7 protein-coding genes and 2 pseudogenes are annotated in these 14,306 nt (G+C 73.2%); 6 read left to right on the top strand and 3 right to left on the bottom strand.

Going from position 1 to position 14,306, the window contains the following annotated elements; translation table 11 throughout:
* Window positions 1–215: 215 nt before the first annotated feature.
* The gene (locus tag ABEA26_RS15625; RefSeq protein WP_345592862.1) at window positions 216–8,660 is read right to left on the bottom strand and encodes a type I polyketide synthase; all 8,445 of its coding nucleotides are present in this window, start codon (window positions 8,658–8,660) and stop codon (window positions 216–218) included.
* Window positions 8,661–9,188: 528 nt separating this feature from the next.
* Here ABEA26_RS15625 and ABEA26_RS36350 point away from each other — a divergent pair.
* Window positions 9,189–9,833 (top strand): annotated as a pseudogene (locus ABEA26_RS36350) (serine/threonine-protein kinase); the annotation flags it as partial.
* On the opposite strand, the gene ABEA26_RS15620 reads toward ABEA26_RS36350, so the two are convergent.
* Window positions 9,804–10,037, bottom strand: coding sequence for an NAD(P)-binding domain-containing protein (locus ABEA26_RS15620; protein ID WP_345592888.1), 234 nt, complete (start codon window positions 10,035–10,037; stop codon window positions 9,804–9,806). The pseudogene ABEA26_RS36350 and the gene ABEA26_RS15620 overlap by 30 nt on opposite strands.
* A gap of 103 nt (window positions 10,038–10,140) precedes the next feature.
* A pseudogene (locus tag ABEA26_RS15615) lies at window positions 10,141–10,458 on the bottom strand (NAD(P)-binding domain-containing protein); the annotation flags it as partial.
* Between the two features lie 75 nt (window positions 10,459–10,533).
* Between ABEA26_RS15615 and ABEA26_RS15610 the strand changes: the two are divergent.
* From ABEA26_RS15610 to ABEA26_RS15590, 5 genes are all read left to right on the top strand, one after another.
* Window positions 10,534–11,157, top strand: coding sequence for a TetR/AcrR family transcriptional regulator (locus ABEA26_RS15610; protein WP_345592860.1), 624 nt, complete (start codon window positions 10,534–10,536; stop codon window positions 11,155–11,157).
* A 131-nt stretch (window positions 11,158–11,288) separates the two neighbouring features.
* A complete protein-coding gene (locus ABEA26_RS15605) occupies window positions 11,289–12,122 on the top strand; it encodes an NADPH-dependent F420 reductase (RefSeq protein WP_345592858.1) in 834 nt (277 codons plus the stop codon).
* 319 nt (window positions 12,123–12,441) lie between these two features.
* On the top strand, window positions 12,442–12,666 hold the full coding sequence (locus ABEA26_RS15600) for a hypothetical protein (protein WP_345592856.1): 225 nt from the start codon (window positions 12,442–12,444) through the stop codon (window positions 12,664–12,666).
* 216 nt (window positions 12,667–12,882) lie between these two features.
* The gene (locus ABEA26_RS15595) at window positions 12,883–13,863 is read left to right on the top strand and encodes a TIGR03557 family F420-dependent LLM class oxidoreductase (protein WP_345592855.1); all 981 of its coding nucleotides are present in this window, start codon (window positions 12,883–12,885) and stop codon (window positions 13,861–13,863) included.
* A 105-nt stretch (window positions 13,864–13,968) separates the two neighbouring features.
* A partial coding sequence (locus ABEA26_RS15590; protein ID WP_345592885.1) for a VOC family protein occupies window positions 13,969–14,306 on the top strand: 338 nt, incomplete at its 3' end.

Here is a 14,306-nt window from a genome sequence, read left to right as displayed (position 1 = left end):
ACGCCTGACCCTGACGTCTGGGGCTCGCCGTCGCCGTCGCCCTGCTCGCGCCCTGCCGCGTACGAGAACCCCTTCGGTATCGCTGTCCTGAAGCAGTTCGTCGGACAGAGCGACAGCATGGAGAAGGCCCATGGGGCCGGTTGTCCCCACCACCGGCCGAAGGCGAAGCAGCGGGCCGCGAGACGGATCCGTGCCCGTGCCGCCGCCGGACGACCTCAGGTCTGGTCGCCCAGCCAGCGATGGACGGCGAGGGCGGTGGTACGGGCATGCTCCTCCAGCATGGTGAAGTGGTCCCCGGGCACGGTGACCTCGGCGTGCGGCAGGCTCCAGCGCGGTGCCGGCTCCGCGCCGGGCAGCGGGTCCCGCGCCCGCACGTACAGGGTGGGGCAGGTGAGCGACGCGGGTTTCCAGCCCTCGAAGAGCTTGAGGTATCCGGCCATGGCAGTGAGCCGGTCGAGGTCGGCCGAGGCGAACTCCGCTGCCCGGAGCAGCATGTCCGAGGTCATCGCGGACAGCGCCCCGTCCCGGTCGCCGTGACCGGGGGGATACGTGTCCAGCAGGACGACGGCCACCGGGGCGGAGCCCTCGGACTCCAGCCGCTCGGCGACGGCATGAGCCACCCAGCCACCGGCCGAACGCCCCAGAAGTACCAGGGGTTCGTCGGCCGAGGCCGCGCGGACGGCGGCGGCCTGTGCGGTGATGAGGGCGTCCAGCGTGGCGGGCAGTGCCTCCCCGGGGCCGAACCCCGGATGCCGTACCGCGGAAGCCGGCCGAAGGCCACGGAGTCCGGCACCGAGGCGTGCGTACTCCTGCGGCCCGGAGAGCGCGCTGAGCGCGGGGGAGCAGACCAGCCGCGTTCCCTCGCCGCCCGCGGCGAGGGCGACCGGTTCGACCGTCGCGTCGAGCGGCACGTCACGACCGAAGGTCGGGCGGAGGCGGGCGGCGACGGTGAGCAGTGCCATGCCGTCCCAGCCCCGTCCCCGGGCGCACGCGGTACGGAAGATCGCACCCAGGGAGTCCGGAGAGTCCGCCGGGCCCGCCGGGCCCGCCGGGCCCGCCGGGCCCGTGGGGCCCGTGGGGCCCGTGAGGCCCGCTCCGTCCGCGGACCGCGCCTCGGGACCCGGCCGGGCGGCCGTACCCGGATCGTCGCCCGTGCCGGCGTGCGCCGGTCGGCCGGCGGAGCCTGAAGGACCCGCGGCGTCGAGCTGTGCCGGGTCGTCGGTCGCCGGGCCGTCGGTCCGAGCGCTGTGGACCTCGGAGCCGGGACGAGGTGTCTCGACGGCGTACCGGCGCGTCAGCTCGGCGGCGAGCGAGTGTGGCTCGGGGAAGTCGAACAGTAGCGTGGCCGGCAGGTCCAGCCCCGTCGCCGCCGCGAGCTCGTTGCGCAGATCGACCGCGGCGAGGGAATCCAGTCCCAGGTCCGCCAGCAGGACGTCCTCGTCGATCGCGCTCGCCCCCTCCGGATGGCCCAGCACCCGGGCTGCCAGGGTCCGGACCTCCGTGAGCAGTACCCCCGCCCGATCCCCGGGGGAAGCAGCGGCCAGCACCGGGCCGAGCCGGTGCCCACCCTCGCCGGGAGTGGGCGTTCCCAGCGGGCTCGGCGCCGTGGCGCCGCCAGGAGCGGCCTCGTCGAGACGGGCCGCCACCACCACGGGCTCGTCACCGGCCACGGCGGCGTCGAAGAGGGCCAACCCCTCCTGCGGCCCGAGCGGCGCGAAGCCCGCGCGGGTCATCCGACGGCGGTCCGCGTCGCCGAGGTGTGCCGTCATGCCGTCGCTCTGCCGCCAGGGTCCCCAGACGATCGAGGTACCGGCCAGTCCGAGCCGCCGACGGTGCCGGGCCAGGGCGTCCAGGACACAGTTGGCCGCGGCGTAGTTGGCCTGGCCCGCGGAGCCGAAGGTGCCCGCCACCGACGAGAACAGCGCGAACAGGGCCAGATCCTGCTCCCGAGTCAGGTCGTGCAACGCGAGAGCGGCGTTCACCTTGGGGCGCAGCACCCGCTCCAGACGGCCGGTGGTGAGTCCCGCGACGACACCGTCGTCCAGCACTCCTGCGGCGTGCACCACACCGGTCAGCGGGTGGGCCGCCGGGACCGTGTCGAGCAGAGCGGCGAGCGCGGTCCGGTCCGCCACGTCACAGGCGCGCACGGTCACCCGGGCGCCCGCCGCACCCAGCTCCGCGACGAGCTCCCGGACCCCCGGCGCGTCCGGACCACGCCGGCCGGCCAGCAACAGTTGCCGGACACCGTGGGCCGTGACCAGATGCCGCGCCACCAGCAGTCCCAGGGAGCCGGTGCCGCCGGTGACCAGGACGGTGCCCTCGGGGTCGAGCGACGGCCGGGTTCCGGGCTCCGCCGGACCGAGTGGCCGTCGGACGCCGGGCTGTGACCCCACGCCGACCAGGGGCACCAGCTTCGGCACGTACACCGTCCCCCGGTGCACGGCCGCTTCCGGCACACACGTGGCCGCCACGGAGGGCACGGCACGCCAGGAGATCGGGTCCTCGTCCACGTCGATCAGGGCGAAACGGCCCGGGTTCTCCCGCAGGGCCGAACGGACCAGCCCCCACACCGGCGTGTGCGAGGGCACGGACTCGGCCGCGCCGGGCTGCCCGGTGCCCCGGCGACCGGTGCCGTCCGCGCGAGTACCGTCGTCGGCGGGTGCGACGGCGCCGGAGGTGACGAGGACGAGGCGAGAGCCGGACAGGTGCGGTTCGGCGAGCCACCGCTGTACGAGGTCCAGCGCCCAGCCCGCCGTCCACAACAGCGCGGCGGCCGGGTCCCGCCCGTCGTCGCCGACCGTGTCGGGGGCTGGAGGGCACAGCGCCACGACCACCTCGGCCGACGCGTCGCACGCGGCCGGGTCGGTGTACACCGGGACACCGCGACCCGGCGACGCCCAGGAGTCCACCATCTCCTTGCCCGCCGTTCCCAGCACCCCCCACCGCGCCGTCGCGGGCGCCGGCGGTCCGGCGAGCGGCACCCAGTCCGTCCGGTGAAGGGCACCGGCGAGCGTGGCCCTCGTCGGCGATCCGGTTCTCGGCAGGGGCCGCAGTGTCAGCGCACGCACCGTCGCCACCGGCGCTCCCGTCTCGTCGGTCAGCTCCACCACGGCCCGCCCGTCGGCCTCGCGCGTCGTCCGAACCCGTACCCGCTCCACGCGGGTGGTGCGCATACGCACACTCACTCCGCCGAAGGCGAACGGCAGCGACAGCCCGGCGCCCACCCGTCCGGCCGGGCCGTCCGGTTCGGACCGGCCCGTGGCGAGGCCGTCCAGGGCCAGGGCGTGCAGCGCCGCGTCGAGCAGCGCGGGGTGCAGGAGAAACCGCGGCTCGTCCGTCCCGGGGTGCGGGGCCCGTGCGGCGTCGGGCAGCGTGACCTCGGCATACAGCTCCTCGTCGTGTCGCCAAGCGGCCCGCATGCCCTGGAAAGCGGGGCCGTAACACAGCCCGGCGGCGGCCAGCCTCTCGTACGGTCCCGCCCCCGGGGCGTCGTCCGTGGCGTGCAGTGGCATCGCTTCCCGCGGCGGCCAGGTCGCCTGGGGCCGGGGCGGAGCGTCGTCGGGCGCGGCGGCCTCCCGGTCCGCGGACCGCTGCAGCGGCGAGAGTGTGCCGACGGCGTGCCGGAGCCAGGGCCGGTCATCCGTCGGGGTGTGCGGCCGCGAGTGGAAGAGCACGGTCCGCCGGCCCGCGTCGTCCGGTCCCCCGACCTTCACCTGTAACTCGACGGCGCCCGTCGAGGGCAGCGTCAGCGGCGTGGTCAGGACGAGTTCGTCGACGACCGCGGCGCCCGCCGCCCCGCCGGCGTGGAGGGCCATCTCCACGAAGGCGGTCGCCGGCAGCATTACCTCCCCTGCCACCAGGTGGTCGGCCAGCCACGGCTGGTCGTGTGCCGCGAGCACCCCGGTCAGCAGCAGTCCGTCGTCGTCGGCCGTCCGGGTCGCCGACCGCAGGAACGGGTGGGCGGATCCTGCGGGCAAGAGCGCCGGCAGACGCTCCGGGGCGGCGTCCAGCCAGTACCGGCGGCGTTGGAAGGCGTAGGTGGGCAGGGCGACTCGTCTGCCGCCGCGCCCGCCGAAGACAGCCCGCCAGTCGACGGGCACGCCGTGCGTGTGCAGCGCGGCGAGTGTGCCGAGCAACGCGTCCGCCTCCGGCCGCCCGCCCCGCAGTGTCGGCAGGACCTGCGGTGCCCTACCCCGTCCGCCGTCGGCCGCCGCGTCCACGTCCTGCCGCGCCGCGGCCTCACCGGGCGCGGTGAGGCAGTCCCGTACCAGGCCGGTGAGCACCCCGTCCGGCCCCAGTTCGACGTAGTGGGCCGCCTTCCGTCTGCCCAGGTGCGCCACCGACTCGCTGAAGCGGACCGGACGGCGGACGTGGTCCACCCAGAACCCGGGTGTACGCAGCTCCTCCTCGGTGGCCTCCCGGCCCGGCACGGCGGTGATCAGCGGCAACCGGGGGGCAGCGAAGGACAGCCGCTCGACCACCTCCGCGAAGTCGGCGAGCACGGGCTCCATCCGGGCGGAGTGGAAGGCGTGGCCGACCCGCAGCGGTCGCGCCGGACGGCCGCGCTCCCGGAAGTGCGCGACGACCATCCGCACCGCGTCCTCGTCGCCGGCAACGACCACCGAAGAGGGCCCGTTGACCGCGGCGACCTCCGCTGCCCACCCGGTCGCGGCGAGCCGGGCGGCCACCTCGTCCGGGCCGGCGGCCACGGCGGCCATCGTGCCGCCCGCAGGTAACGCGTCCATCAGCCGGCCGCGGGCCGCCACCAGCGTGCAGGCGTCCTCGAGAGACAGCACCCCGGCGACGTGCGCCGCCGTCACCTCGCCGACCGAGTGCCCGGCCACCAGGTCGGGGCGTACGCCCCAGGCCTCGAACTGCCGGAACAGGGCCGTCTCCAGGGCGAAGAGCGCCGGCTGCGTGTACCGGGTCGTGTGCAGCAGCGCGCCCGTCTTCGTACCGGGCCCGGCGAACACGACGTCCCGCAGGAGAACCGGCAGCAGCGGGTCGAGCAGAGCACAGCACTCGTCGAACGAACGGGCGAATGCCGGATGGAGATCCCGTGACGCGTACAGTTCACGGCCCATGCCCGCACGCTGGCTGCCCTGGCCGGTGAACAGCACGGCCAGCGGGCCACGCCTGCGGGAGGTGCCCGTGTGCACGTCGCGCGGACCGCCGTCCACGGACCCGGCCCGCACGCCGTCCTCGGCCACGGCGCGCAGGGAGTCGAGCAACTCGGCGCGGTCCCGGGCCACCACCACCGCCCGGTGTTCGAAGGCCGTGCGGGTCGTGGCGAGCGAGAACCCGATGCCCAACGGGTCGCTGTCAGGGGTGGCGGCCACGTGCTCGTGCAGTCGGCGCGCCTGGTCCCGCAGCCCCGGCGCGCTTCTGGCCGACAGAGGCAGGAGCACCGCGGCCCGTCCGTCCTGCCTCCCCGCCGTCCGCGTGGTCGTCCTTTCCCCAGGCGCCTCTTCGAGCAGCACGTGCGCGTTGGTGCCGCTGATGCCGAAGGAGGACACTCCCGCCCGGCGCGGCCGGTCCGTCGCGGGCCACTCCACCGCCCGGTCCAGCAGCGCGATTCGCCCCGTCGACCAGTCGACCCGGGGTGTCGGATCGTCGGCGTGCAGCGTACGCGGCAGTACTCCTTGTTCCATCGCCTGCACCATCTTGATCACGCCGGCCACCCCCGCGGCGGCCTGGGCGTGCCCGATGTTCGACTTCACCGAGCCCAGCCGCAGCGGACGCGCTCGCGCCCGACGCCCGTACGTCGCGAAGAAGGCTTCCGCCTCGATGACGTCTCCCAGCCGCGTACCGGTGCCGTGCGCCTCCACGGCGTCGACGTCCCCGGGCTCGAGCCCCGCGTCGGCGAGCGCCTGCAGGATCACCCGCTGCTGCGCCGGCCCGTGCGGTGCGGTCAGCCCGTTGCTCGCCCCGTCCTGGTTCACCGCCGAGCCGCGGACCACTGCCAGCACCGGAAGTCCGGCGCGGCGGGCGTCGGACAGCCGGCTCAGCAGCAGCATCCCGGCGCCCTCGGCCCACCCCGTGCCGTCGGCGGACGCGCTGAACGCCTTGCAGCGCCCGTCCGGGGCCAGCGCCCGCTGCCGGCTGAACTCGACGAACGAGGAGGGCCCCGACATCACCGTGGCCCCGCCCGCCAACGCGAAGGCGCACTCACCCCGGCGCAGCGCCTGAGCCGCCAGATGCAGGGCCACCAGGGACGAGGAGCACGCGGTGTCCACGGTGAGGGCCGGCCCTTCGAGGCCGAACGTGTAGGCGATACGACCCGAGGCCACGCTTCCGGCGTTGCCGAGGCCGAGGTATCCCTCGACGTGCTCGGGAATCCGCGTCAGACGGCGGGCGTAGTCGCTGTACATCAGTCCGACGTACACCCCGGTCGCCGAGCCGCGCAGGTCGGAGGGGAGAAGTCCGGCGTGCTCGAAGGCCTCCCACGCCACTTCGAGCAGCAGCCGGTGTTGCGGGTCCATGGCCGGCGCCTCGCGGGGGGAGATGCCGAAGAAGGCGGGGTCGAAGCGGTCCACGCCGGTCAGGAAGCCGCCCTCGCGCACATACGTCTTCCCGGGCCGTCCCGGCTCCGGGTCGTACAGCGCCCGGGTGTCCCAGCCGCGGTCGGTGGGGAACGGGCCGATGGCGTCCCTACCGTCGGCCACCAGCCGCCACAGGTCCGCGGGAGAGGTCACACCCCCCGGATAACGGCATGCCACCCCCACGATCACCACCGGGTCCTCGTCCGGCCCGACCCCGCCCCCCTGCGCGGCCCCGGGGCCGGCCGGCGCGGCGGCGTCGCGCGCCCCGAGGTGGGCGGCGAGCGCGGAGGCCGTGGGGAAGTCGAAGGCCACGGCCTCGGAGAGCGGTAGGTCGGTCACCGCCGACAGCCGCTCCCGCAGCACCGTCGCCGTCAGGGAGTCCATCCCCAGGTCCCGCAGCGCCGTTTCGGGCTCCACCGCCTGGGCCGTACAGCCGAGCACGGCCGCGACCTCGTCGCGCACCAGGCCGAGCAGGTCCTCGGCCGGCTTCCCGGAGGCCTTCGCGCCCAGCGCCCTCGCCGGCCGGCCGGCGAGGTCCCGTCGGCGGATCTTCCCGGAACCGGTACGGGGAATGTCCGCCACCTCGTACAGCTCGACGGGAACCTTGAAACCGGACAGCTCCGCACGGCAGACGGCGAGGACACGTCCCCGGTCCGGTGCGCCGCAACCCGGCTCGGGCACGAGATAGCCGACCGGCACCTCGCCGAAGACGGAGTGAGGACGTCCGGCCACGGCGGCGTCCGCCACCCCCGGCAGCCGCCGCAGCACCGCCTCAACCTCCGAGGGATGGATGTTCACCCCGCCCCGGACGATCAGATCGCTCACCCGGCCGATGATCGTGAGTTCGCCGCGGGCGTCGATCCTGGCCAGGTCGCCCGTACGGAACCAGCCGTCGCTCAGTACCTCGGCGGTCGCCTCCGGCCTGCCGTGGTAACCCGCCATCACGCCGGGCCCGTCGACCCACAGCTCGCCCTCGCCCGTGTCACGCCCGTCGGCCCCACCGCAGACCCGGGCCCGGGTGCCGGGAAGCACCCGGCCACATGCACCGGGTCCCGTCGCCTCACCCGGTGCCGCCATGGTGACCGGGCCCGCCTCCGTGCTGCCGTAGTGCTCCAGATAGGGGACCCGGCAGACCGCTTCGAACGACTCCCGGAACCCGGAACCCGCCGAGGCGCCACCACTGAGGCATCCGCGCAACGCGGGCGCCCCCAGACCGCCGGCACCCTTGACGCCTTCCTCGCCCCGGACCGCGTCGAGCAGCGCCGAGTACGTCGTCGGCACTCCACCGAGCAAGGTGAACGACGCGCCCTCCCGGCGCAGTTCGCCGAGCACCCCCGCCACCGAGAAGCGGGGCAGGAGCATCGTGCTCGCCCCCACGGCGATCACTCCGAGGACGCACACCACCTGGCTCAACGCGTGGTACAGGGGTAACGGCCACAGCACACGGTCCCGCTCGGACAGGCCCAGGACGCCGACGAGGCCCGCCGCGACCGGCGCCAGACGATTGCGCTGGGTGGACAGAACCCCCTTGGGGGCACCGGAGGAGCCGGAGGTGTAGAGCAGCCAGGCCACCTCGTCCAACGTCAGATCGTCCCGGGCCGGTGTCCGCGGCTCCGTGCCCGCCAACTCCTCGTACCTCAGCACTCCGTCCGCGGCCGAGGGGACCGAGGGGGCCCGGCTTCCGGCGACCGCCCCATCCGCCTCCTCTCCACCCCCGGCCGCCACGACGGTCAGCCCGGGGCGGGAAAGCAGTCCTCGTCGTCGTGCCAGGCACGCGTCATCGGTGATGAGCACCCGCGCCCCGCTGTCGTCCAGCAGACGTGCCAGCTCGGGCTCCGAACCATCCGGATCCAGGGGGACGCCCACACCACTCGCCCGGGTGACGGCGAGCAGGCTCTCGACCGCCTCGACACGGTTGCCCAGCAGGATCGCCACCCGCTCGCCACGAGCCAGGCCGTGTGAGCACAGGTGGCCGGCCAGCCGACTGGTTCTGCGCTCCAACTCCCGGTAGGTCACCCGTGTGAACCGGTCCTGGCAGCAGACCTTGTCCCCGATGCGCCGGGCGTGCTCCCTCAGCAGCTTCGGCAGTGGCGTGACGATCTCGGTGTGTGTACCCACCGTGTTCCCCCTCTGTCGATCCGTGGTTGAGGACGACCGCACGGCCCACCGGGTTGCCTCCCGGCAGCCCGGAGAGCGCGGGCTTCGTCGCCGCCTTGGGAAGCGTGCCCCAGTCCCGTGTCACTGGCCGGTCCGCCCGGATCTCAGAGGCTTCTGGTCCGGCGTCGCCGACGATGGTGATGAGGAGCCGTCCGGCCGGTTCTTTCGGGAAGACGTGGAGGGTCGCTTTCCTGGAAGGACATGTCCGTCAGGGCCCTGACTGGTTGAATGCCGCATCGCCGCCGCCCTGGTGATCAGGGGACCGGTAGGTTTGTGTGAATGACTGGCGAACGTACGGAGGGGATCGCCGGTCGGTACCCCCTGCCTGGACGTCTGGGCAGTGGAGGCATGGGCAAGGTCTGGCGTGCCACCGACCGGTTACTGGAGCGCACCGTCGCGGTGAAGGAGGTGCACCTGCACGGCGGTGGAGAGGAACCTCGCTCAGCGGTTGCGTCGCGCGCACCGTGAGGCACGTGCCATCGCCCGGTCTCCCATCCCGACGTCATCAACATCCACGACCTGGTGCACTACGAGGACCGGCTGTGGCTGATCATGGAGCTGGTGGAGGGCCCGTCGCTGGCGGAACACACAGCCACGCACGGTTCCCTGCCCGTGAAGCGGGTCGCCGAGATCGGCCTTGAGCTCCTGGATGCCCTCAACGCGGTGCACTCCGTCGGCGCTCTGCACCGGGACGTGAAACCGGCGAACGTCCTGCTGCGCGCCGACGGCAGGGTGGTGCTCTGCGACTTCGGGATTGTGGAACTGGCCGACACCGAGGCACTCACCACTGCCGGCGGAGTGATCGGCACCGTGGAGTACCTCTCCCCGGAACGCATGGAGGGCCGGCGGGCGGGCCCACCAAGCGACCTGTTCTCCGTGGGCAGCACTCTGTGCGCGCTGCTCACCGGCCGTTCGCCAGGCCGGAGCCTGCCGCGGTGGTGTACGCCTTGGTCAACGAGCCGCCTGTGCTGCCCGAGGCGGCCGGGGTACTGCGCCCGGTCCTCGCCAGGCTGCTGCGCAAGAACCCGGCCGAGAGGCCGTCCCCCCCCCCGGCGAGATCGCCACCGCGCTGCGGCCGGTGGCCGCGATGCCCGGGACCCCTGTTCAGCCGGGTCGGCTCACCGCGGCCGGTGAGGTGTTCACCCCACCGGAGGGTCGTCGCTCGACGCGGCGTTGCTCGTCGGAGTCGGCGGCGACCGGGAGCGCGATGCGGCCCGGGCTTCCGGCCGGGTGGCCCTTGGTCCGCAGGGTGCCTGCCAGTGCCGCGTTCCACGCCTTCACCACGGGCCGTCCCAGCCGCTCGGCGACCCACAGGCTTTCCACCTGTCCCTGGTCCACCGCGTCGACGGGCCCGCCCAGCTGGGGGAAGCAGTTGGGGTTCGATGACCAAGGTCGCCTCGGGCACGGCGGCGAAGACTCCGATCACGTCCGGGACGCGGGCGAAGGGGACGGACAGGACGACGGCGTCCTTGCCCTGGACGGCCTCTTCCGCGGTCACCGCGCGCGCCCCGAACTGCAGCGCGGTAGCGCCGACGGTCTGGGGCCCACGCGAGTTCGCCACCTCGACGTCGTGTCCGCCGGCGCTGAACGTGCGCGCCAGCGTGGTACCGATCGTTCCGGTTCCGATGATGCCGAGTTTCACGGGAAAGTCCTTTCGAGGGCGGTGCGCCGTGGTGTCTGTGCGGGATCGGCCGTACGGGGTGACCCGTTCCGTCGCGAATGCCGTCCGGGACGGTCGCCGGTGGCATCGACACCCCATAAGGAGATAGCCTCCGTTTTGTGGCGACGATACGGAGACAGTCTCCGTATGGTCAACGGGAGGTGTTGTGAGCGCATGGACGAGACAGGTACCGGCACGCGTCGGATGCGGACGGACAAGCAGCGCAACCGCGTGCACATCCTCGAGGTCGCGGAGCAGTTCTTCGCCGAACAGGGCATCTCAGGTTCCATGGACGCCATCGCCAAGCGGGCCGGCGTCGGCCCGGGCACCCTCTACCGGCACTTCCCCAACCGGGAAGCGCTGCTCGCCGCGCTGCTGCAGGCCCGCGACGAGCAGCTGGAGGCCCGCCGCGATGCCATCCAGCGGGAAGAGAGCGACTCCAGCGCCGCGCTCGCCCAGTGGCTGGACGCCCTGAGCGAGTGGGTGACGGCCTTCGACGGCCTGCCCGAGCCTCTGCGGGCCGCACTGACCCAGGACACCTCCCCACTGGCCATCACCTGCCAGGGCTTCATCACGACGACCGACAGGTTTCTTGGCGCCGCGCAGCGCGACGGCGACGCCAAGTCGTGGGTGCGGGCACGCGACCTGTTCCTCAGCACCCTTGCGGCGGCCTGGGCCCGCAGCGCCGCCCTGGCCGACGAGTCCTCGCCCGAATCGCTCAGCACCCTTATGCGGTCCGGTTGGCAGACACCCGTGGACGGAACAGCGCCCGAGGGAAGCAGAACTCCGCAGACATAGGCCGGGACGCGTGCGCCCGCGCCCCTCGGCGGCACCGGGCCCTGGTCCCCGGGCCGCCGGACGCCCGTAACCCCTGCCGATGCCCAACCGGCCGGAACCCGTCCAAGGGGACCTGCTCGGCGCGCTCACGCATGCCCTCAGTGCGCGGGCTGCGGAAGAAGGCAGAACCGTGGCACGGCCGGCTTCCGATCAAATCGACTCACCCAAGGAGAACCACCATGAAGATCGGCATTCTCGGCGTCGGTAACATCGGCAAGACCGTGACCCAACGGCTGAGCGCGGCAGGACACGACGTGAAGGTGGCCAACTCACGCGGCCCGCAGACGATCGACGCCGACGTACTGTCCACGGGCGCACGCGCGGTCACCGCGGCGGAAGCCGTGCAGGACGTGGACGCCGTGATCCTTTCGATTCCCCTGAACCGCATTGCGCGGATCGCACCGCTGATCGCCGACGTCCCCGCCGACACGGTCGTCATCGACACCTCGAACTACTACCCGGCACGCGACAACCGGATCGAGGCCATCGACGCCGGACAGGTCGAGAGCCTGTGGGTCACCGAACAACTGGGCCGACCGGTCGCCAAGGCATGGAACGCGATCGGATCGCACTCGCTCGCCACCAGGGACAAGCCCGCCGGCAGCCCGGACCGCATGGCCATCCCCGTCGCCGCCGACACAGACCGAGACCGCCGGGTGGCCATGACGCTTGTGGAGGACACCGGCCTCGACGCGTTCGACGCCGGGACGCTGGCGGACTCGTGGCGGCAGCAGCCCGGAGCACCCTGCTACTGCACGGACCTCACCCGCGAGGAACTGCCGGGCGCTCTGGCGGCGGCCCAGGCCGGGCGCCTGCCGGCACGGCGCGACCTGGCAGTCGCCGCGATCCAGGAAAGGGTCGGAGACGGCACCACCAACCCGGACGCGGAGTACGGAGTCCGCCTGAGCCGAGCCCTGTACATGTAAGAGCACGCCCCACGGGCGCGGCCGCGTCGACGACCTCCGGGAACGCAGGGTCCATGCGGGTGCCGTTCCCGGAGCGCAGCACGACCCGGCCGGCGGCGAGGGACGGACCGGCGCGGAAGCCGTCCCACTGGACCAGGGTCCACGTCGTCACAGCGGAGCCTTCCCCACGGCCGGCCGTGCCGGTGCAGGCCATTGCGGTGCGGGTGGGCCGACAACGGCGTCGCTCTGGCCGTTGAGGGTAGGACGGTCGACGTCTTCTCCCCGTCCGGGTCCGCTGGCCCGGTTCGCCGCCCGGCCCGGGCGGGGGCACGCTGGAAGGGTGAACAGTGCGCCGATCGTCGTGCACCGTCCTTCCCGTACGGGCGGCCGGAAGGTCACGGTGCACCGTCAAGGACGCGACGAGATCCTTGGGACCGCCTACAGCGACCACGACCTGGTCGTGTTCCTCGAAGGCGCAGGTATCGCAGACCCCGAGACGGTCCTGGACCAGCCGCGATGGGTGGAGTGGCGTGATGTGCCGGCCCACGACTTCGACGCCGGCTGACACCGGGCAGTGAACGCGATGCGGCACGCCTCCGCGTTGCTCCGTGTGCCCACCGGCGACGTCGGCTCCTACCGGCAGCGTCTGGGCTGCCGGGGCCTGCGGGTCGTGCTGCTGTCCGTGGGCCTGAGGTCGGCCGAGCCGCCATTCGGATGGAGGTGGAGACTGCCCCGGTGGGGTTCACCCAGCTTCGTTCACGCCGGGTGTCAGGGTCGTCGTATGGAGATCGGCTACAAACTGGCCTCAGAGGCCTTCGGCCCGCGAGAACTGGTCCGCCAGGCGGTCCGTGCGGAGGCGGCGGGTTTCGACTTCGTCGAGATGAGCGATCACTACCACCCGTGGCTCGACGTCCAGGGGCACTCTTCCTTCACCTGGACGGTGCTGGGCGCGATCGCCGCCAGGACGGAACGTGTCGCGCTGGTGACCGGAGTGACGTGTCCGACGGTCCGCTACCACCCTGCGATCATCGCGCAGGCCGCTGCGACCCTTGCCCTGGTATCCGACGGCCGTTTCGTCCTGGGCGTGGGATCTGGCGAACGGCTCAACGAGCACGTCGTGGGACGCGGCTTCCCCGACACCGTGCGCGAGCGGCACGAGCTGCTCCGCGAGGCGTTGGAGATCATCCGTCTGCTGTGGCGCGGCGGCTACCGCTCGTACGACGGCAAGCACCTGCGGCTGGCGGACGCCCGGGTGTTCGACCTGCCCGAGGAGCTTCCGCTCATCGCCGTCGCCGCGAGCGGCCCGCACTCGGCGCGGATCGCCGCGGAACTCGGCGACGGCCTGTTCGCCACGGAGGACAAGACATCGATCGTGGGGCACTACCGAGGTGCCGGCGGCTCCGGTCCCGGATACGCGGAAGTGCCCATGGCCTGGGCGCCGGACGAGCGGACTGCCGCGCAGGAGGCATTGCGGACGTCACGGTGGGCGCTGACCGGGTGGAAGGTGATGAGCGAGCTCCCCAACCCGGTCAACTTCGACGCGGCCACCGCCACCGTGCGCGAGGAGGACATCCTGGAAAAGTTCGCCTGCGGCCCCGACCCGGAACGCTACGTGGCGGCGGTCCAGCGGTACGTCGCCGCCGGGTTCGACCGGCTGGTGCTGCAGAACGCCGGTCCCGATCCCGACGGATTCATCGACTTCTACCAGCGTGAGCTCGAGCAGCCCCTGCGCGGCCTGCGCTCGCCCGACATCGCTTCCTGAGCGCGTGGCACAGGACTCCGTCTGCCGCGGCATCGACCATGTCGGGGTCACCGTCCCGACCTCGACGCGGCAACCGTCTTCTTCGTCCGCGCCCTGGGCACCGAGGTGCTCTATGACACGCTACGCCGCGAGGACGGGCCGAACCGCGGCGCAGGTCCGGAACAATGGGCTGGACGTGCCCTCGGCAGCCGGCAGCGGGCGATCCGGATGCTCACCCTGCCCCACGGGCCGGGACTGGAACTCTTCGAGTTCGACGGACCGCGGGAGCGGGACGCGGTACTCCCCTGTGACCCTGGCCGGCAGCACCTCGCCGTCTACGTCGACGACCTCGGCCGCGCCGTCGCCGGTGTCGAACGGGCGGGCGGGCGTACCCTGTCCGGCCCGCACCCGCACCCGCACCCGCACCCGCACCCGCACCCGCACCCGCACCCGCACCCGCACCG

It is taken from the genome of Streptomyces marokkonensis, from assembly GCF_039539045.1.
Taxonomy (GTDB): domain Bacteria; phylum Actinomycetota; class Actinomycetes; order Streptomycetales; family Streptomycetaceae; genus Streptomyces; species Streptomyces marokkonensis.
The sequence above is the reverse complement of the archived record's forward strand: the minus strand, read 5'-3'. Positions and strand labels throughout refer to the sequence as shown.